23 protein-coding genes and 1 tRNA gene are annotated in these 26,067 nt (G+C 67.4%); 15 read left to right on the forward strand and 9 right to left on the reverse strand.

From position 1 onward, the window contains the following. Positions 1–65: 65 nt before the first annotated feature. From mobA to AC1DF4_RS14705, 5 genes are all read left to right on the forward strand, one after another. Positions 66–776, forward strand: a complete 711-nt coding sequence (mobA, locus tag AC1DF4_RS14685) for a molybdenum cofactor guanylyltransferase (protein WP_476913562.1) — start codon at positions 66–68, stop codon at positions 774–776. After that, positions 760–1,047 carry a DUF6457 domain-containing protein gene (locus AC1DF4_RS14690; protein WP_476913563.1) on the forward strand — a complete coding sequence of 96 codons (288 nt, stop codon included), beginning with the start codon at positions 760–762 and terminating at the stop codon, positions 1,045–1,047. Before mobA ends, AC1DF4_RS14690 begins: the two co-directional genes overlap by 17 nt. Continuing rightward, the gene (locus tag AC1DF4_RS14695) at positions 1,044–2,534 is read left to right on the forward strand and encodes a molybdopterin-binding protein (RefSeq protein WP_476913564.1); all 1,491 of its coding nucleotides are present in this window, start codon (positions 1,044–1,046) and stop codon (positions 2,532–2,534) included. Before AC1DF4_RS14690 ends, AC1DF4_RS14695 begins: the two co-directional genes overlap by 4 nt. 75 nt (positions 2,535–2,609) lie before the next feature. Beyond that, positions 2,610–3,482 (forward strand): formate dehydrogenase accessory sulfurtransferase FdhD, encoded by an 873-nt coding sequence (gene fdhD, locus AC1DF4_RS14700; protein ID WP_476913565.1) that lies wholly within the window; start codon positions 2,610–2,612, stop codon positions 3,480–3,482. Positions 3,483–3,584: 102 nt separating this feature from the next. Continuing rightward, a complete protein-coding gene (locus tag AC1DF4_RS14705) occupies positions 3,585–6,608 on the forward strand; it encodes an alpha-mannosidase (RefSeq protein WP_476913636.1) in 3,024 nt (1,007 codons plus the stop codon). A gap of 206 nt (positions 6,609–6,814) precedes the next feature. On the opposite strand, the gene AC1DF4_RS14710 is transcribed toward AC1DF4_RS14705, so the two are convergent. From AC1DF4_RS14710 to AC1DF4_RS14725, 4 genes are read right to left on the reverse strand one after another with little or no spacing between them, the layout of a single operon-like run. Beyond that, on the reverse strand, positions 6,815–7,558 hold the full coding sequence (locus AC1DF4_RS14710) for a hypothetical protein (RefSeq protein WP_476913566.1): 744 nt from the start codon (positions 7,556–7,558) through the stop codon (positions 6,815–6,817). A gap of 40 nt (positions 7,559–7,598) precedes the next feature. Beyond that, complete coding sequence (locus AC1DF4_RS14715) at positions 7,599–8,333, reverse strand: hypothetical protein (RefSeq protein ID WP_476913567.1); 735 nt, start codon at positions 8,331–8,333, stop codon at positions 7,599–7,601. Continuing rightward, complete coding sequence (locus AC1DF4_RS14720; protein WP_476913568.1) at positions 8,330–9,055, reverse strand: hypothetical protein; 726 nt, start codon at positions 9,053–9,055, stop codon at positions 8,330–8,332. The genes AC1DF4_RS14715 and AC1DF4_RS14720 overlap by 4 nt, the downstream gene beginning before the upstream one ends. Next, positions 9,052–9,798 (reverse strand): hypothetical protein, encoded by a 747-nt coding sequence (locus tag AC1DF4_RS14725; RefSeq protein ID WP_476913569.1) that lies wholly within the window; start codon positions 9,796–9,798, stop codon positions 9,052–9,054. The genes AC1DF4_RS14720 and AC1DF4_RS14725 overlap by 4 nt, the downstream gene beginning before the upstream one ends. Positions 9,799–10,026: 228 nt before the next feature. Between AC1DF4_RS14725 and AC1DF4_RS14730 the strand changes: the two genes are divergently transcribed. Next, positions 10,027–11,697 carry an ABC-F family ATP-binding cassette domain-containing protein gene (locus tag AC1DF4_RS14730; RefSeq protein ID WP_476913570.1) on the forward strand — a complete coding sequence of 557 codons (1,671 nt, stop codon included), beginning with the start codon at positions 10,027–10,029 and terminating at the stop codon, positions 11,695–11,697. Then, positions 11,694–13,607, forward strand: coding sequence for an ABC transporter ATP-binding protein (locus AC1DF4_RS14735; protein ID WP_476913571.1), 1,914 nt, complete (start codon positions 11,694–11,696; stop codon positions 13,605–13,607). Before AC1DF4_RS14730 ends, AC1DF4_RS14735 begins: the two co-directional genes overlap by 4 nt. On the opposite strand, the gene AC1DF4_RS14740 is transcribed toward AC1DF4_RS14735, so the two are convergent. The 3 genes from AC1DF4_RS14740 to AC1DF4_RS14750 form a co-directional block, all read right to left on the reverse strand. Then, positions 13,604–14,008: an NUDIX hydrolase gene (locus AC1DF4_RS14740; RefSeq protein WP_476913637.1), complete on the reverse strand. Its 405-nt coding sequence runs from the start codon at positions 14,006–14,008 to the stop codon at positions 13,604–13,606. The genes AC1DF4_RS14735 and AC1DF4_RS14740 overlap by 4 nt on opposite strands. An 11-nt stretch (positions 14,009–14,019) precedes the next feature. After that, positions 14,020–14,511, reverse strand: a complete 492-nt coding sequence (locus tag AC1DF4_RS14745; RefSeq protein WP_476913572.1) for a DUF6314 family protein — start codon at positions 14,509–14,511, stop codon at positions 14,020–14,022. A 1-nt stretch (position 14,512) separates the two neighbouring features. Next, positions 14,513–14,585 (reverse strand) — tRNA-Arg (locus tag AC1DF4_RS14750). A gap of 86 nt (positions 14,586–14,671) precedes the next feature. On the opposite strand from AC1DF4_RS14750, the gene AC1DF4_RS14755 reads away from it, so the two are divergent. The 3 genes from AC1DF4_RS14755 to AC1DF4_RS14765 all read left to right on the forward strand — a co-directional run bounded on the left by AC1DF4_RS14755 (position 14,672) and on the right by AC1DF4_RS14765 (position 17,700). Beyond that, the gene (locus tag AC1DF4_RS14755) at positions 14,672–15,451 is read left to right on the forward strand and encodes a DUF998 domain-containing protein (protein ID WP_476913573.1); all 780 of its coding nucleotides are present in this window, start codon (positions 14,672–14,674) and stop codon (positions 15,449–15,451) included. Positions 15,452–15,749: 298 nt separating this feature from the next. Continuing rightward, positions 15,750–16,184, forward strand: coding sequence for a DUF7793 family protein (locus tag AC1DF4_RS14760; RefSeq protein ID WP_476913574.1), 435 nt, complete (start codon positions 15,750–15,752; stop codon positions 16,182–16,184). Then, positions 16,174–17,700 (forward strand): putative bifunctional diguanylate cyclase/phosphodiesterase, encoded by a 1,527-nt coding sequence (locus AC1DF4_RS14765; RefSeq protein WP_476913575.1) that lies wholly within the window; start codon positions 16,174–16,176, stop codon positions 17,698–17,700. The genes AC1DF4_RS14760 and AC1DF4_RS14765 overlap by 11 nt, the downstream gene beginning before the upstream one ends. A gap of 66 nt (positions 17,701–17,766) precedes the next feature. On the opposite strand, the gene AC1DF4_RS14770 is transcribed toward AC1DF4_RS14765, so the two are convergent. After that, entirely contained in the window at positions 17,767–17,916 is a 150-nt protein-coding gene (locus tag AC1DF4_RS14770) for a hypothetical protein (protein ID WP_476913576.1), read from the reverse strand. 211 nt (positions 17,917–18,127) lie between these two features. Between AC1DF4_RS14770 and AC1DF4_RS14775 the strand changes: the two genes are divergently transcribed. Then, positions 18,128–19,153: a hypothetical protein gene (locus tag AC1DF4_RS14775; protein WP_476913577.1), complete on the forward strand. Its 1,026-nt coding sequence runs from the start codon at positions 18,128–18,130 to the stop codon at positions 19,151–19,153. A gap of 211 nt (positions 19,154–19,364) precedes the next feature. Here the strand turns inward: AC1DF4_RS14775 and AC1DF4_RS14780 are convergent, their stop codons facing one another. Then, positions 19,365–20,018 (reverse strand): hypothetical protein, encoded by a 654-nt coding sequence (locus AC1DF4_RS14780; RefSeq protein WP_476913578.1) that lies wholly within the window; start codon positions 20,016–20,018, stop codon positions 19,365–19,367. A gap of 111 nt (positions 20,019–20,129) precedes the next feature. On the opposite strand from AC1DF4_RS14780, the gene AC1DF4_RS14785 reads away from it, so the two are divergent. From AC1DF4_RS14785 to AC1DF4_RS14800, 4 genes are all read left to right on the forward strand, one after another. Beyond that, positions 20,130–20,987: an inositol monophosphatase family protein gene (locus tag AC1DF4_RS14785; RefSeq protein ID WP_476913579.1), complete on the forward strand. Its 858-nt coding sequence runs from the start codon at positions 20,130–20,132 to the stop codon at positions 20,985–20,987. Positions 20,988–21,211: 224 nt separating this feature from the next. Continuing rightward, positions 21,212–23,740, forward strand: coding sequence for a DNA helicase PcrA (gene pcrA, locus AC1DF4_RS14790; RefSeq protein WP_476913638.1), 2,529 nt, complete (start codon positions 21,212–21,214; stop codon positions 23,738–23,740). Positions 23,741–23,929: 189 nt separating this feature from the next. After that, positions 23,930–25,285 carry a glycosyltransferase gene (locus AC1DF4_RS14795; protein WP_476913580.1) on the forward strand — a complete coding sequence of 452 codons (1,356 nt, stop codon included), beginning with the start codon at positions 23,930–23,932 and terminating at the stop codon, positions 25,283–25,285. Between the two features lie 38 nt (positions 25,286–25,323). After that, positions 25,324–26,031, forward strand: a complete 708-nt coding sequence (locus AC1DF4_RS14800; protein WP_476913581.1) for a hypothetical protein — start codon at positions 25,324–25,326, stop codon at positions 26,029–26,031. Positions 26,032–26,067 lie beyond the last annotated feature (36 nt).

Consider the following 26,067-nt stretch of genomic DNA (forward strand, 5'->3'; position numbering starts at 1 on the left):
GCCTGCCGGCCGGTGCCTGATGTTTGCGACGCGGCGTCCGCGCCGGAGCGCGCTAGGCTGGGCCGGTGGAATTCGATGCAGTCATCCTTTCCGGGGGCCGGTCCTCCCGGCTGGGAGGCGTGCCCAAGTCGGGGCTGATGCACGACGGCGCCACCCTCCTTGATCGCGCCCTGCAGGCCGCGCGGGGCGCGGCGGCAGTCGCCGTCGTCGGGCCGGACCCGGGAACGTTGCCGGAAGGCGTGCTGAGTTGCCGGGAGGACCCGCCCTTTGCCGGACCGGCCGCAGCCATCGCTGCAGGCCTCTCCGCACTGGAAAGGCACCGCGATGTGGCCGGCCGCCCCCGGCCAACAGTGCCGTTCACCCTTGTCCTGGCCTGTGACATGCCCCGGGCGGGCGCCGCTGTCCGGGCCCTGCTGGAAGCGGCAGAGGAAGCTCCTCCGGCTGGCGGGCTGATGGCAGTGGCCGCCGACGGGCGTCGCCAACCGCTGGTGGGTTTATATGGCACGGCTGCGCTACAACGGTGTGCCCGTGAAGCCGGGCAGCTCGGCACACTCGAAAACGCCTCGGTGTTCGCCCTTCTTGCTAGTCTGGAGGTGCGGGAAGTCAGCGTCCCCGGGGGGTCTACGGATGATGTGGATACCTGGGACGATGCGTCCGCATTAGGGGTAACCGTTCCGCCCGACAGCCATGGCCGCGACAGCCATGAGCCGGCCACCCGGCCCGGGGCTCCCCAGCAGAATTCGACCTTGGAGGCAAGCGGTGAAGAGCCAGGATGAAACACTGGAAGACTGGTGCCGTGCCCTGCTTCAGGCCCTGGAACTGGAAGACGTCGAGGTAGATGTGAACGCGGTTCTGGCTTTGGCCGGGGTGGCGGCGCACTCCGTGGTCCGCCCGGCCGCCCCCCTGACGACATTCATCGCCGGCTTCGCGGCAGGCCTGGCCTCAGGCTCCGGCCAGGCCACCGATGCGGTCTCGATGCAGGCAGCAATGGTCGTGGCCAGCAAACTCGCCAAGGACTACGCAGCCAACGAAGCCTCCGGAGCATGACACCTGCACCCCCTTCCGGCAGCGCTGCTGCCGCCGGGGATGAGCATGCCGGCATGCCCGCTGGAAGCCCCGCCGGCGCGCCTCCGGGGGGCGGAGCCAGCGGCGCCGCCCCGGTCGAGGAACCCGAGGCGCCGCACCGGCACCTCGCGCACACCTGGCAGGAAGCCTGGCAGCTCGCCTTCGACTGCGCGGCGCCCATCCCCGCGTCGCCCGCTGCCCTTCGTGACGCCTTGGGGAGGAAACTCGCCGCCGACGTGGAAGCGCTCGTAGACATGCCGCACTACGCCTCGTCCGCCATGGACGGCTGGGCCGTCAACGGCAGCGGGCCCTGGATCCTGGCGGAAGCCGGCCAGCGGCTGGCCCCCCACCAGGCGAGCCCGATTGCCACGGGCGGGCTGATCCCGCCCGGCGCGAAGGCCGTGCTGCGGAGTGAAAGCGGCAAGATAGCCGCCGATGAGGACGGGCTCCCGGTCCTGCAGCTCGCCGGCGCCGCCAAACCCGGTGAGCCACGGAACGGAGAGCACATCCGGAAGGCGGCGGAGGAAGCCGCCGCCGGCGAAGTCCTGATCAAGCGCGGCACCCTGCTCAATCCCGCCCACCTGGCCCTCGCAGCCCTCGCCGGCCACGATGCGCTCCCGGTCCAGGGCAAGGCGCTGGTCCGGCTCGTGTTCACCGGTTCCGAGGTGGTCACGGCAGGAATTCCCCAGCCGGGGGAGGTGCGCGACACGTTCGGTCCCCAGCTCGCGGCCGTTGTGGAAATGCTCGGCGGGATCTTTGCCGGCGAAACGAAAATTGGCGACAGCTACGCCGAGTGGCTCGCAGCGCTCGAGGACACCGAACCCGCCGACGGCGCCGGCGAGAGTGCTGCGGCCCAGCCTTCCGGGCGCCCCGCCGCTGAACTGCTGCCCGCCGACGTCGTCATCACCACCGGCGGCACCGGCCGGTCCGGCACGGACCACCTGCGCCGTTCGGTTGCCGAGCTGGGCGGACGACTTCTCATCGACGGCATCGCCATGCGGCCCGGCCACCCCGCCGTCCTGGCAGAACTGCCCGACGGCAGGTTCATTGTCGGGCTGCCTGGCAACCCGCTCGCGGCCATGATGGCACTCTCGACCATCGGGGCCCCGCTCCTGGCCGCGCTGGGTCACCGGACTCTGCCGCCGGTCACCGACGTGCCCTGCGGCTCCATGATCGAGCCGGACCCCGGCAGGACCCGGCTGATGCCCTTCCGGCTGGTCTACGGCATGGCATCCCCGGCGCAGCACACCGGCCCGGGAATGATGCGCGGACTGGCCGCCGCCGACGGTGTGCTGGTGGTCCCGCCGCACGGCGTGCAGCTGGGGGAACCGGTCCCGGCCTTCGCCCTTCCCTGGGGTGCGGCCCTCCCCGACCTGATGCCGGCCCAGGACAAACCTGCCCCCAAGCGGGCCGCCCGGAAGCCAACGGGTACCGGCGGCCCCGTGGACTGGAGTGAACTGCTGGGGTAGTGCCCGGCCCTAACACGCGCTGGCCACCCGGCCCGGTGCTTGCCATGATGGAGTTATGTTGGTTAGGAGTACCTGATGGGCCGCGTCACGCAGCGCCGCAAGGTGCACAAGTATGTACTGGACGGTTCGCCACAAGCCCTCGAGTTCCCGGTCCGCCACCGGGAGGACGTGCTGGCCGTCGAGGAGCCGCTGGAAATCCGGATCGGGAGCCTGTCCTTCTCTGTGACCATGCGGACCCCCGGCAACGACTTTGACCTTGTGGCGGGCTTCCTCGTTTCCGAGGGCGTCATCTGGACTCCGGACCAGCTCGTCTCGCTGCGGTTCTGCGCCGGGGAAGACGAGGACGGGGTCCAGACGTTCAACGTCGTGGAAGCCCAGCTCAGGCCCGACGTCGTCCGCCCCGACACCGGGCGGAACATCTACACGTCCAGTTCATGCGGCATCTGCGGCACGGACTCCATTGAGGCCGTGCGCAAGTCCTCACATTTCAGTCCCTCGGCCGACCCTCTAATGGTTCCGGTGGCCACGCTCGCGTCGCTTCCGGACCAGCTGAGGGAAGCCCAGGCCGTGTTTGACGTCACCGGCGGCGTGCACGCCGCCGGCCTGTTCCGGATCGCCGACGACGGTTCCGCCGAACTCCTGTGCCTGCGCGAGGACGTGGGACGTCACAATGCCGTGGACAAGGTGGTGGGCTGGGCCCTCCGCGAAGGTCTGCTGCCGCTGCGCGGAACCGTGCTTCAGGTCTCCGGGCGCGCGTCGTTCGAACTGGTGCAGAAGGCCGCCCTGGCCGGCATTCCCGTCCTGGCCGCGGTCAGTGCGCCGTCGAGCCTGGCCGTCGAGCTGGCCGAGGCCAGCGGCATGACGCTGGCCGGATTCAGCCGCGGCACATCGCTGAATGTTTATGCAGGCGCCCACCGGGTGGGCCTGCCCGCAGTCGTCGGCGGGTGAGGCCTGTTCCCTGTTCTGGCTTGAGGGCCGGCGGCGAAGTAAGTTATATCCATCGATTGGATGCATTTCAGCGTCATCCACGCCAGCGCTAAGAGGAACACATTGCACGACGACCGCCGTCTCACGGAAGTCCGGCTCGACCGCTTTGTTCGCGAACGCATCGCCCCCGCGGTCTACCCGCGCAGCGTTCCGCTCACGCTGAGCAGCTGGGATGTCCCGGATGAACCCGTCCCGGTCCTGGAGGCGCTGCGGCAACAATTCGGGCCGCAGGAACATGGAGCGGCGTGGGGGCGGCCGTGGAGTACTAAATGGTTGCGCCTGCAGGGGCAGGTGCCGGACGCCTGGGGCACGGCGGCGGACACTTCGGTGGAAGTCATCGTGGACCTTGGCTTCAGCAGCGACCTTCCCGGCTTCCAGTGCGAAGGCATCGCCTGGCGGCCGGACGGAACGATCGTCAAGGCCATCTCGCCGCGCAACCAGTACATCCCGCTGAAGCTCCTGGGCAGCGGAATGTCCGTGGATTTTTATGTGGAGGCGGCCGCCAACCCCGACCTGTCGCAGGGGTGGACCTTCGCGGCCACCCCGTACGGGGACAAGGCGACCTCGGGCAACGAGCCAAAGTACCGGCTCGGCAGGATCGTCATCGCCGAACTCAACCAGACCGTCTGGGAACTGCAGCAGGACATTTGGACCCTCAACGGGCTTATGCACGAACTGCCGATGGAACTGCCCCGCCGCCACGAGATCCTTCGTGCGCTGGAACGGATGCTGGACATCATGGACCCGGAGGACGTCCCGGGCACAGCAGCGGCGGGGCGGGATGCCCTTGCCGGTGTCCTGGCCCGGCCGGCCTACGCCTCGGCACACCACCTGCTCGCCACCGGGCATGCGCATATCGACTCCGCGTGGCTCTGGCCCGTCCGCGAAACCATCCGCAAATGCGCCCGCACGTTCTCCAACGTGGTGGCCCTGATGGACGAGGATCCCGGCTTCGTGTTTTCCTGCTCCTCTGCCCAGCAGTTGGCCTGGATCAAGGAGTTGTACCCGGAGCTCTTCGGGCGGATCCGGGAGAAGGTCAAGACCGGCCAGTTCGTCCCGGTAGGCGGCATGTGGGTCGAATCGGACACCAACATGCCCGGCGGCGAGGCCATGGCCCGCCAGTTCCTGGAGGGGAAAAGCTTCTTCCTCGCCGAGTTCGGCGTCGAATGCGAGGAAGCCTGGCTTCCGGACACGTTCGGCTATTCGGCGGCCATGCCGCAGATCGTCAAGGCCGCCGGCAGCAAGTGGTTCCTTACCCAGAAGATCTCCTGGAACCAGGTCAACCGGATGCCGCACCACACCTTCAATTGGGAAGGAATCGACGGCACCCGGCTCTTCACGCACTTCCCGCCGGTGGACAGCTACAACTCGGAACTCAGCGGACGGGAGCTCGCCCACGCCGAGCGGAACTACCGGGACCACGGCCGGGGCACCATCTCGCTGGTCCCGTTCGGCTATGGCGACGGCGGCGGCGGCCCCACCCGCGAAATGCTGGCAGCGGCGCGCCGCACCGCGGACCTGGAGGGATCGCCGAAGGTTGAGCTCGGCCCGGCGGCCAGCTTCTTCGCCCGGGCCGAGGCCGAATACGAGGCACTCCCCGTCTGGGTTGGTGAGTTGTACCTCGAGCTGCACCGTGGCACCTACACGAGCCAGGCTAAGACAAAACTGGGCAACCGTCGCAGCGAGCACATGCTGCGCGAAGCCGAGCTCTGGTGCGCCACGGCCGCGGTCCGCACCGGGTATAGCTACCCGGCGGCGGAGCTCAAGCGACTCTGGCGGTTGGTCCTGCTGCAGCAGTTCCATGACATCCTCCCGGGCAGCTCCATCGCCTGGGTGCACCAGGACGCGGAACGGAACTACACGGCCGTCGGCAAGCGCCTTGAAGCGATCATCGACGCCGCCGCCGGGGCCTTGCTGGGGGCAGGGGACACAGACTTCCTGCTCAACGCCGCCCCGCACGGGCGCAGCGGTGTCGCCGCGCTGGCCGCGGCCGAGCCGGTCCTCGACGGGCAGCCGGTGCTGGTCACCGAGGCTGCCGGCGGCTACATCCTGGACAACGGGGTCATCCGGGCCGTCATCAACGCGGGCGGCCTCCTCGAATCCCTGGTCGACCATGCGAGCGGGCGCGACGCGATCGCCCCCGGGCAGTACGGGAACCTGCTGGAGCTGCACCGGGACACCCCCAACGAATGGGATGCCTGGGACATCGACGCCTTCTACCGCCGCAACGTCGTCCAGCTCACCGACGCCCGCTCGATGGCCGTGGAACACATCGGCCCGGACGCCGTCGTCGTGGTGGAACGGCTGGCGGGAACGTCTGCGGTGACGCAGCGGATCTCGCTGGGGCCGGGCGCGGAATCTTTGGCGATTTCCACGGCCGTGGACTGGAAGGAAAGCGAAAAGCTGCTCAAGCTCGGGTTCGCGCTCGACGTCCGGGCGGACCGCTCGGCCGCGGAGACCCAGTTCGGCCATGTGTTCCGCCCGACTCACCTGAACACCTCGTGGGAGGCCGCGAAGTTCGAGATTTGCGCCCACCGGTGGATCCACGTCGCCGAGCCCGGCTACGGGGTGGCCATTTCCAACTCGTCGACCTACGGCCATGACGTCACCCGGAACATCCGGGAGGACGACGGCGGGACCAACACCACCGTGCGCCTCTCGCTGCTGCGCGCACCCAAGTTCCCCGACCCCGGTGCGGACCGCGGCCGGCACGAATTGAACGTCACGATCCGGCCCGGTGCCAGCATCGCCGACGCCGTCCAGGAGGGCTACCGGACGAACCTTTCACCGCGGGTTCACAAGGGCGCCCACGGCGCAGAGCCGCTCGTAGACGTCTCGAACCCGGCCCTGGTCGTTGAAGCCGTGAAACTGGCCGAGGACGGCTCCGGTGACGTGATCGTGCGGGTCTACGAATCGCTGGGGGAGCGGTCCGCGGGGCTCGTGACGGCGCGTTTCGACGTCAACGGCGTCCACACCGTGGATCTGCTGGAGCGCCCGGCCGCTGCGCCGGGCGTGACCCCGGCTGGGAACTCGGCTGAACTGGCGCTCCGGCCCTTCCAGCTGGTGACCCTGAGGTTTGCACGCTGATGACCGGAACCGTGGGGCAGGCCCGCGCGCCCGAATGTGCCGTTAAACAGGCTGAGTGGGAGCGGTCCAGCCGGACCGCTACCACTCATCCCCCCAATGGCGCTTGGGCGGCTGCCTCGGCTCCGCACGGATTGTTCCCGTCCACGAAGCGAATGCCGCTTTCACACATTCATGATTCTCTCACGGTCTAATGATTTTGTGAATGCTTAGTCGGGGTTCCGGCGTAATGTTGCCTTAGCGTTACCTGATGGGTTGCTGATCAGCCCGGAGAACCATAGGACGGCAAGGCCCGCAACGTAGCCCAGAACCGCCGTGTAGTTGACGAAGCGCAACCCCTCGGCCCAGGCAGCTGGGGCCAGGGAGACCGGAAGGCTAAGGATCGCGAACAGGGCGCCCAGGAGGACCAGCAGGGCTCCGGCCCTGACCAGGCGGGGCTGTCGGCTCCTGACCGTGGCCAGCAACGGGGGCACCAGAATGAGCGACACGAACGCAGGGTAGGTGCGGCCGGCAGCGGTGTAATAGGCGGCCAGGGAGGCGTTCCTGCCGCCGACGTCGGAGGGGACCCGCAGTCCCGCCGACGCCCCGGTCGTGTCCAGCAGGAGAAACGTCGCCAGCACCGCCAGGCAGCAGAGCGCCAGCGCCCAGCGGCCGGCAGTGCCCCCGATGAGGCCGTAGCCTCTGGTGGCCGCGAGGCCCCTGGTGATGCGGAGGCCCACCAGCAAAACTGTCGCGAAGACAAGACAGCGCAGGATCAGGCTCGTCACATGCCGTCCACCCAAGGCGCCGTCAATCGCCACGTAGAGCTCGGAGACGGCGAGCAGGCTGCAGAGGGTGGCCAGCAGGAGGATGCCGAAGACGGTTCTGTTCCGGCCCTTCACAGCGTCCGGGACCCGCAGGAGGAGCGCCACGCAGCACACCGTCAGTGTCGCCCACTCCAGCGTTGCCATCATCAGGATCTCTCAAATCGCTTGGCGGCTCAGCCCCCAATGACTATCCAGTGAAGTCAGTTTGCATCTTCGGTGTCCGCTTAGCCACTGCCTTTGACAGCCAGATCACTGCCAGCCCGAGCAGGAGGCAAAGGACGGCGGTGTAGTTGAAGACGAAGCGCAGGTAGGCCAGTGACGGGGGGATTACCGGGGACAGGAGGCTCAGGGTAATGGCAACGGACCCAACGGCCAGCAGTGCGGCGCCGAGCCGCACGAGGCCCGGCAGCCTGCTGCGGACCGTCCTCACCATGGCCGGAAGGAGGGCAAGCGTGATGTACGCCGGATACAGGCGACCGGCGGCTCCGTAGTATTCCACGAGCGCCGCATTGCGCGCGTCCTTGTCATAGACCCCGATCAGTCCTGCGGACGAACCCGCAGTATCCATCATCAGGAAGACCACCACCACGGCCGCTGACGCGGCTGCCGCGACGGCGATCCCGACAGGGCCCGTGAGGAGGCGGAGCCCGTCGTCTGCGCCGAAGCCCCGCGCAATTCTGAGCCCAAGGGCGAAGATAGCGCCGAAGATGATGAAGCGCAGAAGCAGATTGGCCAGGTTCATGCCGCCCAAGACCTGGTCAACTGCCACGTAGGGTGCCTCGATGCTTAGCAAGAGGCCCGCTGTCAGGAACGCATAAATGAAAAAGAGCGACCGGTTCACCCCGCGAAGCGCACTGGGCACCCGCGCGATCGCCAGGATGGCGCAGGCCGCCAACGTGGTCCACTGCAGGATCGCGATCATCCGACGTTCATCCGTAATGCGCGTCTTGCCACCAGGCTGGAGATCCAGATAAGGGCGAGACCAAGCGCAAGGCACAGTACCGCGGTGTAATTGATGATGGCTTGAAGGTATGCAACATCCGCAGGGATGAGGGGGAAGAACGTGCCGAAGGCCATGGCGGTGAAAGCGATGGTCAGCAATAATGCGCCGATGCGGATGGTTCTGGGCAGTTGCTGACCGATGGCCACGAAGGTGGCGGGCAGGATGCATGCGGCCACGTAGGACGGGTACAAGCGCCCCGCCGCGGCGTAGGATTCGATGAATGCCGCATTCTGGGGGCTTCTAGCCGGCAAACCGCTCAACCCAGTGGCGGTTCCCGCGGTGTCGGCCCACAGGAACAGAATCACGGTGGCGATGCCAACCACAGCGAGAACCGTCTTGCCCAGGGGCCCGACGATGAGGCGGATGCTCTTTGGTGCATCGAAAGCCTTGGCGATCCGGTAGCCGGCCAGCAGCACCGTCCCGTAGACGACAAAGCGAAGGATCAGGTTCGTATAGTTTTCGGACCCGAGCCACGCATCGACGGACCGGTAGCTCACGTCGATGCTGAGCAGGATAGCCACGGTCGACATCGCGAAAATACCGAAAATTGACCGGTTCTCGCCCCGGAGCGCACTGGGGACCCGCGCGATCGCCACGATGGCGCAGACCGCCAACGTGGTCCACTGCAGGGTCGCGATCATCCGAGGTTCTCCCATATCTTTTTTGTCTGTTCGTGTTCCTGCTCCTGGCGGCGCAAAGTCCGGCCAAGGGACTGCAGGCGCTCACCGGCCAATGCCGTGAGTTCGCCGTTCGAGAGTGCGTCCAGGGCCGCCTGCCTTGCCTCCGGTGCCCAACCGGCTTCACGCTCCGTCAACAGTCCGGTGGCGACAAGTCCGCCCGTGAATCCTACGCCAGCCGCGCGGGCGGTAGCGACCGCCAGTTCCGGAGACAGCCGGTTCGCGGTCAACTGCGCCGAATAGTTCTGGGGCGCGACTCCCGTTGCCGCCGAAACCCGGTGCCGCAGTTCGCCGTCGTCGATCGCGTCCACCCAGTTCCGGACGGAGGTGGCGTGCGGGGCCGCGCTGAGCGCCGGGGTCAACGAGCTGCCGTTGTCGCCGAAGCCGCCATACGCCGGGGACGAGCGGGAAATAACCGCGCGGAGCAGGTCCATCGTCGCAATCTGGCTCACGAGTTCGGCAGCGGTGGGCGGCTGCGGCTGCTTCGCAAGCTCCGCATAGCTGTCAAACGAGCCGAGGTCGGCCAGGGGGCTGCGTTTCAGGGCGCGGCTGATGCTTACCAGGGTGGTTTCCGCGACCTTTCCCCGAACCAGCTGCTGGGCCAGGGTGGTGCGTTTGATCCCGGAGATCCTGCAGATATCGGCCGTGCTCGCGGTGGGAGCAACGCCATGGAGCCAGTGTTGAAACGCCTTGGCGGGTAATGGCATCTATGGCTTCCTGCGGAGTCGAATGGAAGGGGCGCTTCTGAAGATCGGTGGAGCAAGAACTGCATTGATTTTACGGGAGGTGCTGATTCAACTATGCTAGATGCTCGAACCCGCTGGTCCGTACACCCCCCAAGTCCGGACCAGCGGGTTCTTTCATGCCCGGCGGCGATTGGCCGCCCGGAGCGCCCCCCGGCCCTCTGTTTTGGGCCGCGGTGAGAGGATGGACTAATGACTGCAACCCTTGTTGCCAAGGACCTCGCCGGTGGTCACGACCACCGCACACTCTTCTCCAAACTCTCCCTGACCGTCGCACCGGGCGACGTCGTCGGCGTCGTGGGAGCCAATGGTGCGGGCAAATCCACCCTGCTCCGGCTCCTTGCCGGAGTGGACGAGCCGCAGGAAGGCACGGTCATTCTTGCCCCGGCCGACGCGTTCGTGGGCTGGCTGCCCCAGGAGCACGAACGGATCGCTGGCGAAACGGTGGGCGGCTACATAGCCCGGCGTACCGGCTGCGCCCAGGCCACCGTCGAGATGGAGTCCGCGGCGGAGGCCCTTGGCGTSGGCGCCCCCGGCGCCGACGACGACTACTCCCATGCGTTCGACCGCTGGATGGCCTCCGGCGCCGCTGACCTGGAAGAACGCGTGCCGGCTGTGCTGGCGGACCTCGGCCTGGAGGTAGGCCAGGACGCCGACATGACGGGGCTTTCCGGCGGCCAGGCCGCACGCGTGGCGCTCGCGGCACTGCTGCTCAGCCGCTTCGACGTCGTGCTCCTGGACGAACCCACCAACGACCTGGACCTCAACGGGCTGGCCAAGCTCGAGGCTTTCGTGCAGGGGCTCCGGGGCGGCGTCGTGCTGGTCTCCCATGACCGCGAGTTCCTCGCCCGCTGCGTCACCACCGTCGTGGAACTCGACCTCGCACAGAACTCCGTGGCGGTCTACGACGGCGGGTACGAGGCCTACCTCGAGGAACGCGCCGTCGCGCGCCGGCACGCCCGTGAACGGTACGAGGAGTTCGCCAACACCAAGGCCGACCTGGTCTCCCGGGCCCGCACCCAGCGCGAGTGGAGCTCCCAGGGCGTCCGGAACGCGATGAAGAAGAACCCGGACAATGACAAGATCCGCCGCGCGGCCAGCACCGAGTCTTCCGAAAAGCAGGGCCAGAAGGTCCGCCAGATGGAATCCCGCATCGCCCGGCTCGAAGAAGTCGAAGAACCCCGCAAGGAATGGCAACTACAGTTCAGCATCGGGGCGGCGCCACGGTCCAGCGCTGTTGTGGCGACGCTCCGCGACGCCGTCGTCCACCAAGGCGATTTCACCCTCGGACCCGTGAACCTCCAGCTCAACGCCGGGGAACGGATCGGTATCACCGGGCCCAACGGCGCCGGCAAATCCACCCTGCTCCGGCTCCTGCTGGGCGTCCAGCGGCCCGATTCCGGCGACGCCTCGATGGGCGCCTCCGTGGCGGTCGGCGAGATTGACCAGGCCCGCGGGCTGCTGGCCGGCGGGCTGAAACTGGCAGACGCCGTCGAAGCCGTCCTGACGGACCAGTCCCCGGCGGAAGTGCGGACCCTGCTGGCCAAGTTCGGCCTCAAAGCCGACCACACCTCCCGGCCGGTCGACTCCCTGTCGCCGGGGGAGCGGACCCGCGCGGCACTGGCGCTGCTGCAGGCGCGCGGCGTGAACCTGCTGGTGCTCGACGAACCCACCAACCACCTGGACCTCCCGGCGATCGAACAGCTCGAAGAGGCCCTCGAAGGCTACGACGGCGCCCTGCTGCTGGTCACCCACGACCGCAGGCTGCTGGAAAACGTGCGCCTCGACGCGCGCTGGAATGTGGACGACGGCGTCGTCACCGAGCTGTTGGGCGCCACCGCCCCGAAAGGCAAGAACTCATGAGCATGGACCGGGTTGCCTGGAGCTCCTTGTACAACATCACGCGCGCCTCCAGCGGCTCGAAGCCGTTCTCGAAGGAGACGCTCAAACGTGTGTTCAGCTTCGCCCGTCCGCACAAGGGCCGGCTGATCGCCTTCGTCCTGCTGTCGATCGTGATGGCCGTGCTGGCCGTCGCCACCCCGGTCCTGGCCGGGCAGGTGGTGGACGCGATCATCGCCGGCGCGGGCACCGACGTCGTGGTCTGGCTCGCCGTGCTGATCGCCATCGTGGCGGTTGCCGAGGCCGGGCTGGGACTCGTCACCCGCTGGCTGTCCTCCACGATCGGCGAAGGCGTGATCGTGGACCTGCGCACCAAGGTCTTCGACCACGTGCAGAAAATGCCGATCGCCTTCTTCACCCGTACCCGCACCGGGGCGCTTGTCAGCAGGCTGAACAATGACGTGATCGGCGCGCAGTCGGCGTTCGCCGGGACCCTGTCCGGCGTCGTCAGCAACGTCGTGGCCCTCGCCCTGACGCTGGTGGTCATGCTGGGCAAGTCCTGGCTGGTGACCGTGCTGGCCATGATCCTGCTGCCCATCTTCCTGATTCCGGCCCGCCGGATGGGTTCCAAACTGGCCGACCTGCGCCGCGAGGCCGCGGAACACAACGCCTCCATGGGCACGCAGATGACGGAGCGCTTCTCCGCCCCGGGCGCCACCCTGGTGAAGCTCTTCGGCCGCCCCGACGAGGAATCCCGGGAGTTCGCGGCCCGCGCGGGCCGGGTGCGGGACATCGGCGTCCGCACAGCGATGCTGCAGTTCACCTTCGTGACCGCCCTGACGCTGGTCTCGGCGCTGGCCCTCGCCCTGGTCTACGGCCTGGGCGGTTTCCTCGCGCTGCAGGGGCAGTTGGCCGCGGGCGACGTCGTGGTGCTGGCCCTGCTGCTGACCCGCCTTTACGCGCCGCTCACAGCGCTTTCCAACGCCCGGGTGGAGATCATGAGTGCCTTGGTCAGCTTTGAGCGGGTCTTCGAGATCCTGGACCTCAAGCCGCTCATCGAGCAGAAGCCTGATGCGGTGCAGTCGCCGCCCGGGCCGCTGTCCGTGGAGTTCGACGACGTCCGCTTCTCGTACCCGTCGGCGGACAAGGTTTCGCTCGCTTCGCTGGAAGACGTGTCCACGCTGGACACCCGCGGCGGTGAAGAGGTGCTGCACGGCATCAGCTTCCGGGTGGAGCCCGGTCAGACGGTCGCCCTCGTGGGCTCCTCGGGCGCCGGCAAGTCCACGATCGCGCAGCTGCTGTCGCGCCTGTACGACGTCGATTCAGGTGCCGTGCGCTTTGGCGGAAGCGTCCCCGGCACCGGCGTGGACGTCCGGGACCTGACCTTCGACTCCATGCGGCACACGCTCGGCATGGTCACCCAGGACGGGCACCTTTTCCACGAGAGCATCGCCTCCAACCTGCGCCTCGCCCGGCCGGAGGCCAGCGACGAGCTTATGTGGGACGTGCTGCGGCAGGCGCGGCTGGAAGACATGATCCGCTCGCTCCCGGACGGCCTGGACACGGTGGTGGGGGAGCGCGGGTACCGGCTCTCTGGCGGCGAACGCCAGCGGCTCACCATCGCCCGCCTGCTCATTGCGCAGCCGCGCGTCGTCATCCTGGACGAGGCCACCGCGGCCCTGGACTCCACCAACGAGGCCGCTGTCCAGGAGGCGCTCGGCGCTGCGCTCGAGGGCCGCACCGCCGTCGTGATTGCCCACCGGCTGTCGACCATCCGGGCCGCCGACGCCATCCTGGTGGTGGAGGATGGCCGGATTGTGGAGCGCGGAACGCACAGCGAACTGCTGGCCGCCGAGGGCCGCTATGCGGAGCTGTATCGAACCCAGTTCGCCGAGGCCAGTGCCGTGGCCGAGGAGTCCGTTCCCGGGCTCTAGCCTTGCTGCCCCGAGAGGGCTGGCAGGACGTGGTCGGTCAGCAGCGGGGCGAGGTCGTCCGGCAGCTCCGCGGCCAGGTCCAGCCAGCGGATCTCGGCGATCTCGGCGGAGGGCCGGGCATGCCATGCCCCGGGGGCGGTGAAGACCGTGGCCTGGATCTGCGTCGCAGCCTCGTTGGCGGCGTCCGCGAACCAGATGCCCAGGAGCACCAGCTCGTCCGCCGCGAGGACGATTCCGACTTCTTCCGCCAGCTCCCGGGCGGCCGTCTGGGCGGCCGTCTCGCCCGCCTCGGGCTTGCCGCCGGGGTGCATGAACTTGTCCGTGCCGCGTTTGCGGACGGTGAGGAGGCGCCCGGCCTCGTCGAAGACACAGACGGCGGAGACCACGATGAGCGGGTTCATGGCGGGCGTGTTCATGCGGCGTCCGTGGTCCGGCGGAGCACGGACGTGAGCAGCTGGTCCTTGGCCGGGCCGGTGACATCCCACTCATAGCGGAACTCATCCGGAGCGGTCCACGTGTACTGCACGCGGTAGCTGTCAGGGTCGCACCAGTGCCGGTCCCGGCCGCTCTGCGGGCCGAAGCCCATGCGGTGGAACGGCCTGCCGTCGGGGAAGAACATGTCCATCGTGTCCGGTGCGACGGCGGGCCGCAGCAGGTATTCCCGGCTGGCCGGTCCGGCAAACGGTGTGCCCGCCGGTCCGCCGGGGACGGATGCCCAGGCAACGGTGCCCTCTTCGCGGAAGCGGAGGCCGCCGTCGGGCGTTTTGGTAAAGCGGACGACGCCGGTGAAGGACCCGCGGGTGCCGGTGGACCTGTCGAGGAGGGTGCGTTCCACTCTCCAGGAGCCCAGCAGGTAGGCGCGGAGATCGAAGTCCGGAGCGGCGGCCGGCGGCTGGGGGTTCAAGTGCCCTCGATTGGAATCGAACCAACGACACCGGCTTTAGGAGAGCCGTGCTCTATCCACTGAGCTACGAGGGCGGGTATCCGTGCTGGACGGCCGCGGGCCGGCCCGTTCGGACACGGATATAAGCATACAAGGTGACGGGCCGTACTACGCTCTTGGCATGGCCGCCCCCGCTGACTCGCCGTCCCAGGACATCATCTACATCCCTGATCTGCCGTCCACGCAGTTTTACGCGGGCGCACTGGCGCTGCTCAGCGTGCTGCAGTATTTTGTGGCCGAGGCAGCCGTGATCGGCGCGTGGGCGGGGCAGCAGCCGTACAGCCGCCGGACCGGCTACATCAGCGACCTGGGCGCCGCGGGCTGCGGGCTTTTCGACGGCCGCGACGTCTGCTCGCCGGCGCATGTGCTCATGAACGCCTCGTTCGTGGTCCAGGGCATCGGGATGATGGTCGGCGCCCTGCTGCTGAGTTCGGCGCTGCTGTGCACGGCAGCGCGGCCCGGCGCACAGTTCACACTGGTGCCGGGTGGCCGCTTCACCTGGGTTGCCGCGGTCTCCGCACGTGCGCTCACCGCCGTCGCCGGAGCCGGCACCGTCCTGGTGGGGCTGGTCCCTGAGGACGCTGGGTCCGTGTGGCACGGGGTGGGCGCCATCATGTATTTCGGTGCCGGGAGCCTGGCCCTGGTGCTGCTGGGCCGGCTGTGGCTTCGGCAGACACCCCTGAGCTGGCCCATCCTGGCCTGCGGCCTCGTGTCCCTCGGCGCCCTGGTCACCGCCGGCGTGACAGGGATGGACGTGCCGGAGCCCGGGACCCTGGAGCGGCTCATGGGGTACCCCATCACCATCGGCACGGCCGCCGTCGGTCTGGTGGTCGCCCAGCGGGTGGGCCGGGACCGCTCGCTCCGGAAGGCAGCCCTGGCCCGCGGTGCCCTCCGCGCATGACGGAGGTTCTTGATCGGATGACCCAAGAGACGGTGTCTTATGTCTCATACGTGGCCGACCTTCGATTATCATGAGGGCATTCGCCGGAACATCCCGGTGCAGCGTGCGCACGTGACTCCGGCGCACGACGAATGGCCGACTTTGGAGTCCAATGGGGACGAATGTCTGATCAGCTAGTCTTGCGACGCTTGGATGCAGCGAAAGCCCTCGGGGGCTTGAAGGCTGGAGTTGTCCAGCGCGGCCCGGTCCGGCTGTCCTCCGAAGTGACTGTGCGGGCCTGCCGCCTGGCGGAAGCCCGATGACCGTCGAGGCGCTGGCCGAGCCCGACGAGCGGATACCCGAAGAGTCGGGCGTGACGGCGACTCCGGCGGGCGTCCCAATCGGTGTCCGCATGCGGGAAGGCGGCATCATCGAGGTCGCGTTGCCGGCCAACGAGGAAATCGAGGGGCCCGAGGCGCGTGTTGCCGGCGCCACGGTCCGCGCGATGGCCAACGGCCGGCGCTTGCCGGTGCTGCTGGTCATCACCGGTGTGGTGGGCGTCAGCGTCGAGGCCCGGCACGTCTATGCCACCTCGATCGCGGCGTCGGCCTTTGCCCTGGTGGGGGAGAGCCCAGTCGACCGCGTGATTGCGCACTACCTGCTGCGGTCAAAGACCGAGACGATCCCGGCGCAGTTCTTCACATCCGAGGCTGAGGCCATCGACTGGTTAGGGCAATACACGAGTGAAGACTGATCCGCCGGACCCCAGGCTGCACGCCCTCGTCGAAGGCATCGTCCGAATCGCAGGAGGCGACCTGACCACCAGGATTCCCCACTCCGGTGCCAGGGACGACGTCGCCGCGGTCATTGCCGGGATCAACCTGATGGCTGACGACCTGCAGACCATCTACCAGGAACTTGAGGAACGCGTCGAAAGCCGAACGGCCATGCTGCGCGAGGCCCAGGTTGAGCTCGAGCGGATGGCTCTGACTGACCCGCTCACCCAACTGGCCAACCGGACGGCGCTCAACTCGGTCCTGAGCCACGCCCTTGCCGAAACGTCCCGGGGTGAAATGCCGCCTGCGCTGCTGGTCCTGGACTTGGATTCCTTCAAGGGCATCAACGACACGCTGGGACACAGCGCCGGCGACGACGTCCTCCGGGTGATCTCGAAGCGCCTGCAGGACGCAGTCCGGGAGACGGACACCGTTGCACGCCTCGGCGGCGACGAATTCGCCGTCATGCTGCCGAAGTCCAACCTGGTCCGGGCCCGGCGGGTCGCCAACCGAATCCTCAAGGCGCTCGGCGAGAGCCTGGAAATCGGGGATCTGCGCATCACGTGCGGTACCAGCATCGGACTGCGGGTGGCGGAACCCGGGCAGTCCGTCGACGATCTGGTCATGGAAGCAGACACGGCGATGTACGCGGCCAAGGCCCAGCCACACAGCAGTATCAAGGTGTTCGAGCCGGCCTTGCTCTACGCCCGCCGGCTGCAGAGCGTCATGATCACCGAAATGCGCGAGGCGATCCTCCAGGACCAGCTCACGCTGCACTACCAGCCGGTGGTGGACCTGGCCACCGGAAGGATCGAAGGCGTTGAGGCGCTGGTGCGCTGGAACCACCCGGAGCGCGGCCTCCTGATGCCCGATTCCTTCATCCCGCTGGCGGAAGAGACGGGGATGATCGTAGACCTCGGCCACTGGGTGTTGAGGAACGCGGTGCGCCAGCTGCGACGCTGGCAGCAGGACCTGAACGTGGACGCCGACTTCAACGTCCGGGTCAACATCTCAACCACCGAGCTGCAGAACCTCGATCTGATAGAACACGTCCGCGACATCCTCCGCGAAACAGGGGTCGACGCCGCCAACCTCATCGTGGAGTTGACGGAGTCCATGGCCGTCAACGGCGGGGATGTGGACAAGTACTCCCTCAGCGGCCTGCGGCGTCTGGGGGTGCAGCTTGAAATCGACGACTTTGGCACCGGCTATTCGTCCATCAGCTACCTGCGGAAGCTGCCGGTCAACGTTGTCAAGATCGACAAGAGCCTGATCGACGGGCTGGGCTCAGATGCGGACGAGAGCAAATTCGTGGAGGCGGTGCTGCACCTCATCCACGCCTGCGGGCTCAAAGCTGTGGCCGAGGGCATCGAGACGGCGGAGCAAGCCGCCGAGCTGGTCCGACTGGGCTGCTCAAGCGGCCAGGGCTACTATTTCGGCCGTCCCGTTCCGGCGTCGGATATCGAGGCGCTGATCGGGCAGGGGAGCCGGTAAGTACAGCGGCACGAAAAACGGTGGGTGTCGGAATCCGACACCCACCGTTCGACTGCGCCGTCTCCGTTAGTTCTTCGGAGTGGAGTTCGGCCACCATTCCATTGCCACGACCGAGCCCTGCCCCGAGTTGCCGGTTGCAGAGACGGCAGCAGATGCGGAAAGACCCGCCGCAGCCAGGGCGCCGGCGACAAGAAGTGTTGCGAGGGTTTTCTTCATGGAGGACTCCTGTTACGTAAGTGGCTGATGTGACTCGTGTGATGCGAGATCAGTATATGTGCACTCGACACGCCTGGAAGCACCCTAATGTCTCCTAACCATAACTCCTGTGCTATTAATGCGTGCCTGCGCGACTCCTGCGCGGATACTGCGACGCTCTGACTTGCACGTCATGTACATTTCTCCGTCCTTGGGGACGGATAATTGGCTCATGCAACAAGACTCTCTACCTCCCGCATATTTCACCGCTGAGCTTCAGGCTCGGCGATTTCGGGACGACCATGATTTCGGCGCAGCCGCCAACAGCGCCGGAGAAGCTGCGGCGATAGCCTCGGCCGAAGGGGATCTTGCTGGGGAATCGGACATGAGGCTGTTCCAAGTCGAGAACTTGTTGGATGCCGGGGAGTATGATGCCTCGGCCAGACTTGCTGAGGTGTTAGTCGCGAGCCCATCATCAGCCCTTTCCCCGCAGTCCCGGGCCAAAGCCCACATCCTGATGTCGCAGGCAAAGCATAGGGCAGGGCTTCTGGAACAAGCCGCTGAATCTGCACGGACGGCAGCGGAACTCGCCGTGGGAGATGCAGATATCGAGATCAGTATGAAAGCCCGGCATGCACTTATTGCGGCACTGGCTGACAGCGGAATGCTTGCCGACGCTTGGACCGAGAGTCAAGCACTTGGCAACATCATCTCTGACGAAGTAGACGAACAGTTGGCGGGCAAGGCGTACTGGGTGATCGGCAATGTGGCATTCCTCTGCAATAACGTGGAGGAAGGGCTGCGCTACCACGAACTAGCTGCCGCGACATTCTCGCCCGCCAGGAATCTGGACGTCTGGGCAAAATTCAATAAAGCGTCTGCAGCCATGCGATTGGCTGCAGACGTCGCCGACGCGGACACATTGCGCTGCATTGAACGGGCGGAACTGGCCACTGACGTTATCGGCGGAAGTTCGAACGACTATCACTTATTGAAATTGAACCGCGCGCACTGGACCTTGCTGTCGGGTGATGCGCCGGCCGCTATCGGCCTCCTGGACGATCTTTGCAGGCTGGAGGACGGAATTTCTCCGCAAAGAACAGGGGAGGCCTGCCTGCTGCTGGGCAGGGCGTACATAGCGACCGGGAAAAATGAGGCGGCAACGGACGTTCTGTTGCGCGCCGCGGAGCAATTCGAGACTGCGGGCGCCCCGCAGCGCGCGGACCAGGCCCGGGAGTACCTCGCCAGCGAGGCCTGAGACCAGCCGGACTCGCTTCCCCACTGGCCTGGAGGGCACACGCCGCTGGGCATGCCCTCCGGTGCTTGCACGCAGGGACATAGTAGGACTATGTCCACTGGCTGAGCCAAGCGCTGGGCATGTCCCGTTGGTCCCCTTGCGGGGGCCGCGGCGCATGCCCTCCGGGTGCGGCAACGAGTGGGCATAGTGGGACTATGGCCAGTGGCCGCGCCTAGGGCTGGGCATGTCCCGTGGTCCGGGCCTTTGCCGCGGCAGGCTTGCGGCCGAGGAACACCGCGGCGCCCCCAACGACCAGGCTCAGCACCAGCAGCACCCAACCGGCGACGGTGAGGCCGGATGCCAAGGCAACCTGGCCGGCGTCGACGGTCTCGGCGGACAGCATCGAATCGATGGCCGCATTGCCCCACAGCCTGACAGCCGCGAAGAGCAGGGGAACGGCCCACAATGCCCAGCGCAGTCCCTTACGTGCCACGTTGGTGCCGATGAGCAGAAGCCACGTGAAGCCGAAGATCAGCGGGAACAGCGTGCCGGCGGTTTTGTGGATGTAGTTCAGCTGCCCGCGGGCGTCTTCGTCCATGGCGGTGCGCAGCTGCTCCACGTAGCCGGCGTCGAAGCCCCCGACCAGGGAATCCGGCATAGCAAGACCCCCGCTGAGCTGGGTGAGCTGGTTCAGAGTGAGCAGGTGGAGGTACCAGAACAGGAACAGGCTGGCCACAACACCCGCAATCAGGATCAGGTTGCTGTTGCTCTGCGCCTTTTGCGGGGTCCGGCTGGTGCTGGGGTTGATCACCGACGGCAGCTGGTGCTGGGGGACGACGGCGTTCGCGCCGTGCTTCTTGATCCGCTGTGCGGGTGTCTTGGCCATGGCTCCATTATCGCCCGGGCACACCAGTCACTGAGCGCGGGGACCCGTGAAGCCGGGTGCTGTCCGCCTGCCGCCTGTTCACTGCCGGCAGGCGCCGATAGGCTGGAGCGCGTGACCGAACTAGGAAAACACCGGCTCGGCCGGCACAGCTCCGCTGAACTCAATCCCGCCCTGGACGACTACCAGCTCGCCGAGGCCCTCGTGCGCGAGGCCGGGACCATGGCGCTCCTTATGCGGCAGGCCGGCCTGGAAGGCCGCCAAAAGACGTCGGTTTCCGACGTCGTCACGGCCGCGGACCACGCGGCCGAGGCTTATGTGCTGGAACAGCTCCAGCGCTGCCGGCCCGACGACGGCATCCTCGGCGAAGAGGGCGCCTCCGTGGACGGCACCAGCGGCCGGACCTGGGTTATCGACCCCGTGGACGGGACATACAACTTCCTGCACGGGTCCACCTACTGGTGCTCGGCCATTGCCCTGAAGGACTCCTCCGGTGTCGTGCTCGGCGGAATCTTCCAGCCGGAAGAGGACAAGCTCTGGCTCGGCGGAACAGCCCGGCCCTCAACCCTCAACGGCGAACGGCTGACCACATTCGGTGCGGAGGGGGCTCCCGGCGCCGGCCGTTCGGACGCGCCCCTGTCCGAACTCGGCGCCGCGACCTACATCCACCCCACGTGGCTGGCCGACCCGATGTGCGCCATGCCATGGCACGCCGCCGCGACCTCCGCGGCCGCGCTGCGCATGTTTGGCTCCGGCTCCTGCGACCTCAGCCGCGTGGCCGACGGCGAACTGGGCTGCTGGTTCCAGCACAGCTGCCCGGAGTGGGATTGGCTGCCGGGGAAAGCCATCGTCCTCGCGGCCGGCGGCGCGGCCGACGTCGTCCGGGTCAACGGACTGGACTGGTTCGTCGCCGGAGGCACGACGGCGGTCCGTCACCTGCGCGCCGCCCTCGAATCCGGCTCCGTGACGTAGGTCCGGGCACCCAACTCCCCGCCGCGCGGGACATGCCCAGTTCGTGGGCATGCGTCTGGACATGCTCAGTCCTCGGTTTCACGGGTGGGGGACATGCTCATTCTTGGCCGCGGGGCGTGGGCATGCGGGCATGATGCCCAGTGGCTGCGGGCAGGGGAGGGCATGTCCCGAGGGGGCGGACCTGACTGTCAGTGGCACCGCCTAGACTTGTTAACACCATGGATATGTTGTTTGACCCTTACGCCGACGGACCCTTCCAAGCTGCCTCGAACACGGCGGCGCGCACCAAAACGCCTGCCGGTCATGGGATGACGGCACTGGATTCCGCCCTGAATTCTGCCAGCGGCGTCGGGCCCGACGGCGGCCACGGGGGCAACCCGGCCGGGGAACCGGACCACCACCGGCTCCCGGGCGCGGCCGAGCTCCTCGGGGGGCTGAACCCGCAGCAGGAAGAGGCCGTCAAGCACGCCGGCAGCGCCCTGCTGATCGTGGCCGGCGCCGGCTCGGGCAAGACCCGCGTGCTCAGCAACCGGATCGCCTACCTGATCGCCACCCGGCGCGCACACCACGGCGAGATCCTGGCCATCACCTTCACCAATAAGGCCGCCGCCGAAATGCGCGAGCGGGTTGAGGCCCTGGTGGGCGGCCGGGCCAAGACGATGTGGGTCTCCACGTTCCACTCCTCGTGCGTCCGGATCCTGCGCCGCGAAGCCAAGAATGTCGGTCTAAACTCCAACTTTTCCATCTACGATTCCGCCGACTCTTTGCGCCTCATCACCCTCGTGGTCAAGAACCTGGACCTCGATCCGAAGCGTTTCGCGCCCAAGGCAATCCAGCACAAGATTTCGGCGCTCAAGAACGAACTGATCGACGCTGACAGCTACTCTTCCAGCGCGAACTACAACGACCCCTTCGAACAGGCCGTCGCCGAAGTCTTCAAGGGCTACACGCAGCGGCTGCGCCAGGCCAACGCGATGGACTTCGATGACCTGATCGCCGAGACGGTCTACATGTTCCGTGCCTTCCCGGCGCTCGCCGAATCCTACCGGCGCCGGTTCCGGCACGTCCTGGTCGACGAATACCAGGACACCAACCACGCCCAGTACGCGCTCGTCCGCGAGATCGTGGGCGAAGGCCCCGGCGCGGCTGAGCTCACTGTCGTGGGTGACTCTGACCAGTCGATCTACGCCTTCCGCGGCGCCGACATCCGCAACATTGTGGAGTTCGAGAAGGACTACCCCGACGCCCGCACCATCAAGCTCGAGCAGAACTACCGCTCCACCCAGACCATCCTCAGCGCGGCCAACTCGGTCATCTCCCGCAACCCCAACCGGCCGGAGAAGCGGCTGTGGACGGCGGAAGGCGACGGCGAGAAGATCGTCGGCTACGTCGGCGAAAACGAACACGACGAAGCCCAGTTCATCGCCAAGGAGATCGACCGCCTGCAGGACGAGGGCGATCTCCGCCCCGGCGACGTCGCCATCTTCTACCGCACCAACGCCCAGTCACGCTCCATCGAGGATGTCCTGGTCCGCGTCGGACTCCCGTACAAGGTGGTCGGCGGGACCCGGTTCTACGAGCGCAAGGAAATCAAGGACGCCCTCGCCTACCTGCGCGTGCTGGTCAACCCCGACGACGACGTCAACCTCCGCCGCATCCTGAACGAGCCAAAACGCGGCATCGGCGACCGTGCCGAGGGGGCCGTGGCCTCCCTCGCGCAGCGCGACAGGATCTCGTTCATGGCCGCCGCCCGCCGCGCCGACGAGGCACCCGGCATGGCCACCCGCTCCGTCAACGCGGTCCAGGGCTTCGTGAAGTTGCTCGACGACCTCGCCGAGGTGGCCTCCGGATCCGGTGCTGCCGCGGCACTGGAGGCCGTCCTCGAACAGACGGGCTACCTCGCGACCCTTCGTTCCAGCACCGACCCGCAGGACGAGTCCCGGGTGGAGAACCTCGCCGAACTCGTCGCCGTCGTGCGGGAATACGAGCGGGACAACCCCGAGGGATCCCTCGGCGCCTTCCTGGAAGGCGTCTCCCTCGTGGCCGACGCCGACCAGATCCCGGACGCGCCGGCGGGCACCGCCGACGAGCTGGCCGCCGCCGTCGCCGAAGCCAAGCGGCTGGGCGTGGTCACCCTGATGACCCTGCACACGGCAAAGGGACTGGAATTTCCGGTGGTGTTCCTGACCGGCATGGAGCACGGGCTGTTCCCGCACCAGCGCTCCGCCACCGACCCCAAGGAACTGGCCGAGGAACGCCGGCTGGCCTACGTCGGCCTGACCCGGGCCCGGAAGCGCCTGTACCTGACCCGCTCCGAAGTGCGCAGCATGTGGGGCCAGAGCCAGTACAACCCGGCCAGCCAGTTCATCGAGGAAATCCCGGCCGAGCTGGTGGAGTGGAAGCGCGAGGGCTCCACCCGCCAGGCCGGCGGCTGGGGGAGCGGTGGTTCCATTGGCTCGAGCCGGTACGGCGGATCTTTCTGGGGAGCAGGCACGGCACGCGGCACGGAGGCCAGCCCCTCGGCCGGGTTCAACGCCGATGTTCCGGCGGCCATTGCCAAGAACCGGGTGCAGCCGCAGAAGGAGGTCGTCGCCGTCAGCGTGGGCGACAAGGTCAACCACACGAGCTTCGGCAACGGCACTGTGCTGGCCGTCGAGGGTGCCGGGGACAAGACCGTCGCCAAGGTGAAGTTCAGCGTCGGCGAGAAGCGGCTCCTGCTCCGCTACGCCCCGCTGACAAAGCTCGACGCCTAAGCGGAACTGGTCCGCCCGCCAGCCGCCAGGGAAGCTGGGGAGGGGCACCAACAACTCTGGCGGCCCGGATTCTTCGGACTGCGCTGCATCGTTGTGCCGGGGCCTTGACCCGTCTACAGTCTGAGCATCGGGCGCCAGGAAGCGGCATTCCGCTCCGGTGCGCTACCGCAACCAACGACGGGTCGCCGCATGAAGATTCTGTTGGCCAGCCAGGCGATCGCCGGACACTTCAACCCCATGACCGGCATCGGTGTCCGCCTGACGGACGAGGGCCACGACGTCGGCTGGTACACCGGCCGCACGCTGGCCGGCAGGCTGGACGAGCTGGGCATCCCGCACTACCCGTTCGATCGCGCGATTGAGCACACCGGGGACAACCTCAATGAGCTCTATCCGCAGCGCGCCAAGCTCAAAGGACCGATGGCCATCCGGTTCGACGGCGAACGGATCTTCGCCAGCAACGTCACGAATTTCTTCGAAGACATCAGGGATGTGCACCAGCGCTTCCCGTTCGATGCCGTTGTTATGGACAACACCATGTTCATCCAGCGGCTCGTGGCGGTGGTGCTGGGCAAACCGGTGGTCAGTTTTGTCCCTATCGGCAATATGGAAAGCGATCCGCTGGTGCCCCCGATGTTCTTCGGCTTTGCGCCCGCGCGGACCCCGGCCGACAGGATCCTCCATTCGGGCGCCCGGCTCGTCTCGGACCAGTTCGTCACCAAGCCGGCGCGGACCAGTTACACGCGGCAGCTTCAGGGTTACGGCCTCCGCACCCGGCGGGGGACCCCCATCACCGACGAGCCCTACCTGTGGTCGCATGCGATTATCCAGACTGGCACGGCCTCGCTGGATTTTCCGCGGCGGAACGTCAACCCGAAAGTCCACTACGTGGGCGCCCTGCTGCCCCACCGGGCGCCCGGAGCCGATGGCCCGGAGACCGCCGCCACGCCGTCCTCGCTCACGGCAGCCACCGCGCCGTCCGCCACCGGAACGCAGCGCCGGACCGTCGTCGTCACCCAGGGAACAGTTGACAACAGGGACCCCGCAAAGCTGATGATCCCCGCCATCGAGGCACTGAAGGACACGGACACCCTCATCATCGTGGCCACCGGCGGCGCGAACACCAAAGAACTGCGACGGCGGTACCCGCAGCCCAACGTCGTTGTCGAAGACTACGTCGACTTCGCCCGGGTCTTTCCGGCCACGGACGTCTTCGTCACCAACGGAGGCTTCGGCGGGGTGCTACTGAGCCTGTCCCACGGGGTCCCGCTCGTGACGGCGGGCCTCAACGAGGGCAAGAGCGACGTCAACGCCCGGGTGGAATACGCCGGCGTCGGGATCAATCTCAAAACCGAGACACCCAGCGCCGCCGCGGTCCGCTCCGCCGTCGACACCGTGCTGGGAGATCGGTCCTGGCGCGCCCGGGCGCAGGCGGTACGGGGGCAGTTCGAGGCGGAAGACAGCATCGGCGCCGCCGTCGACGTCATCACAGCGGCCGCCGCGGGCGGGACAAGCGGGGGCGGGACACCCGGCGTCGGGGGCTGACGCCGTCAGCCGCGGGCGCCTGCCAACCTGCAGGCATAATGGAGCCCATGCGACGGACACTTCTGGGGATCCTGGCCGCCCTCATCCTGCTGGCGTCCACGGCGTGCACCATCACGCAGAAGGACCCGGACTACGTTCCGCCCGCGCCCCTGCCCGCACTGGAGCAGCTCAGGCAAGCGCCCCTGGCGGACGCTACGAAGTACGCGGCAGGCCAGGACATCCTCAGCTTCGCCACCGCGGACCGGAACATTGTCTGTTCCCTGACTTCGGCCAGGGGCGGACACGTCAACCTGCCGTATGAACCGAACGGGTTCCCGGACTCCGCCAACAACAAGTTGGCCACCGTACCCGTGGCGCACTGCGAACTCGCGGAGTATCCGAAGCCGGAGGCCCAGGACATCGCGGACGATTGCGGCGGGACGGGTCTCGGCTACCTCGGCGGCGCCGTGCTGCTCACGCCGGAGAAAGCCGGTTACGGCGAATGCCGCTCCGGCGTCACACAGCAGGAAGCGGAATTCGGGCCCAAGGGAAGCCGCGCAGGCCCGATCTCCCAGCTGCCGGTCCTCGACGAGGGCCAGGGCCTGGAGCGCAACGGCCTGCGCTGCTCCGCCTACTACGGCGGTGTCGCCTGCGGAAACGTCTCCGCTGGCGTCGCTTTCTTCGTTACGCGGGACCGTTACGAACTGATTCCCAACACCGGGAAACCGGCCGCGCAGAGCCCCTCAGCAGCCCCAAAAACCCCGTAATCTAGCGGTTTTTCTACGCTCCATAGAATAGTGTCC

The sequence above is a fragment of the Arthrobacter sp. 05N429 genome, assembly GCF_056397045.1.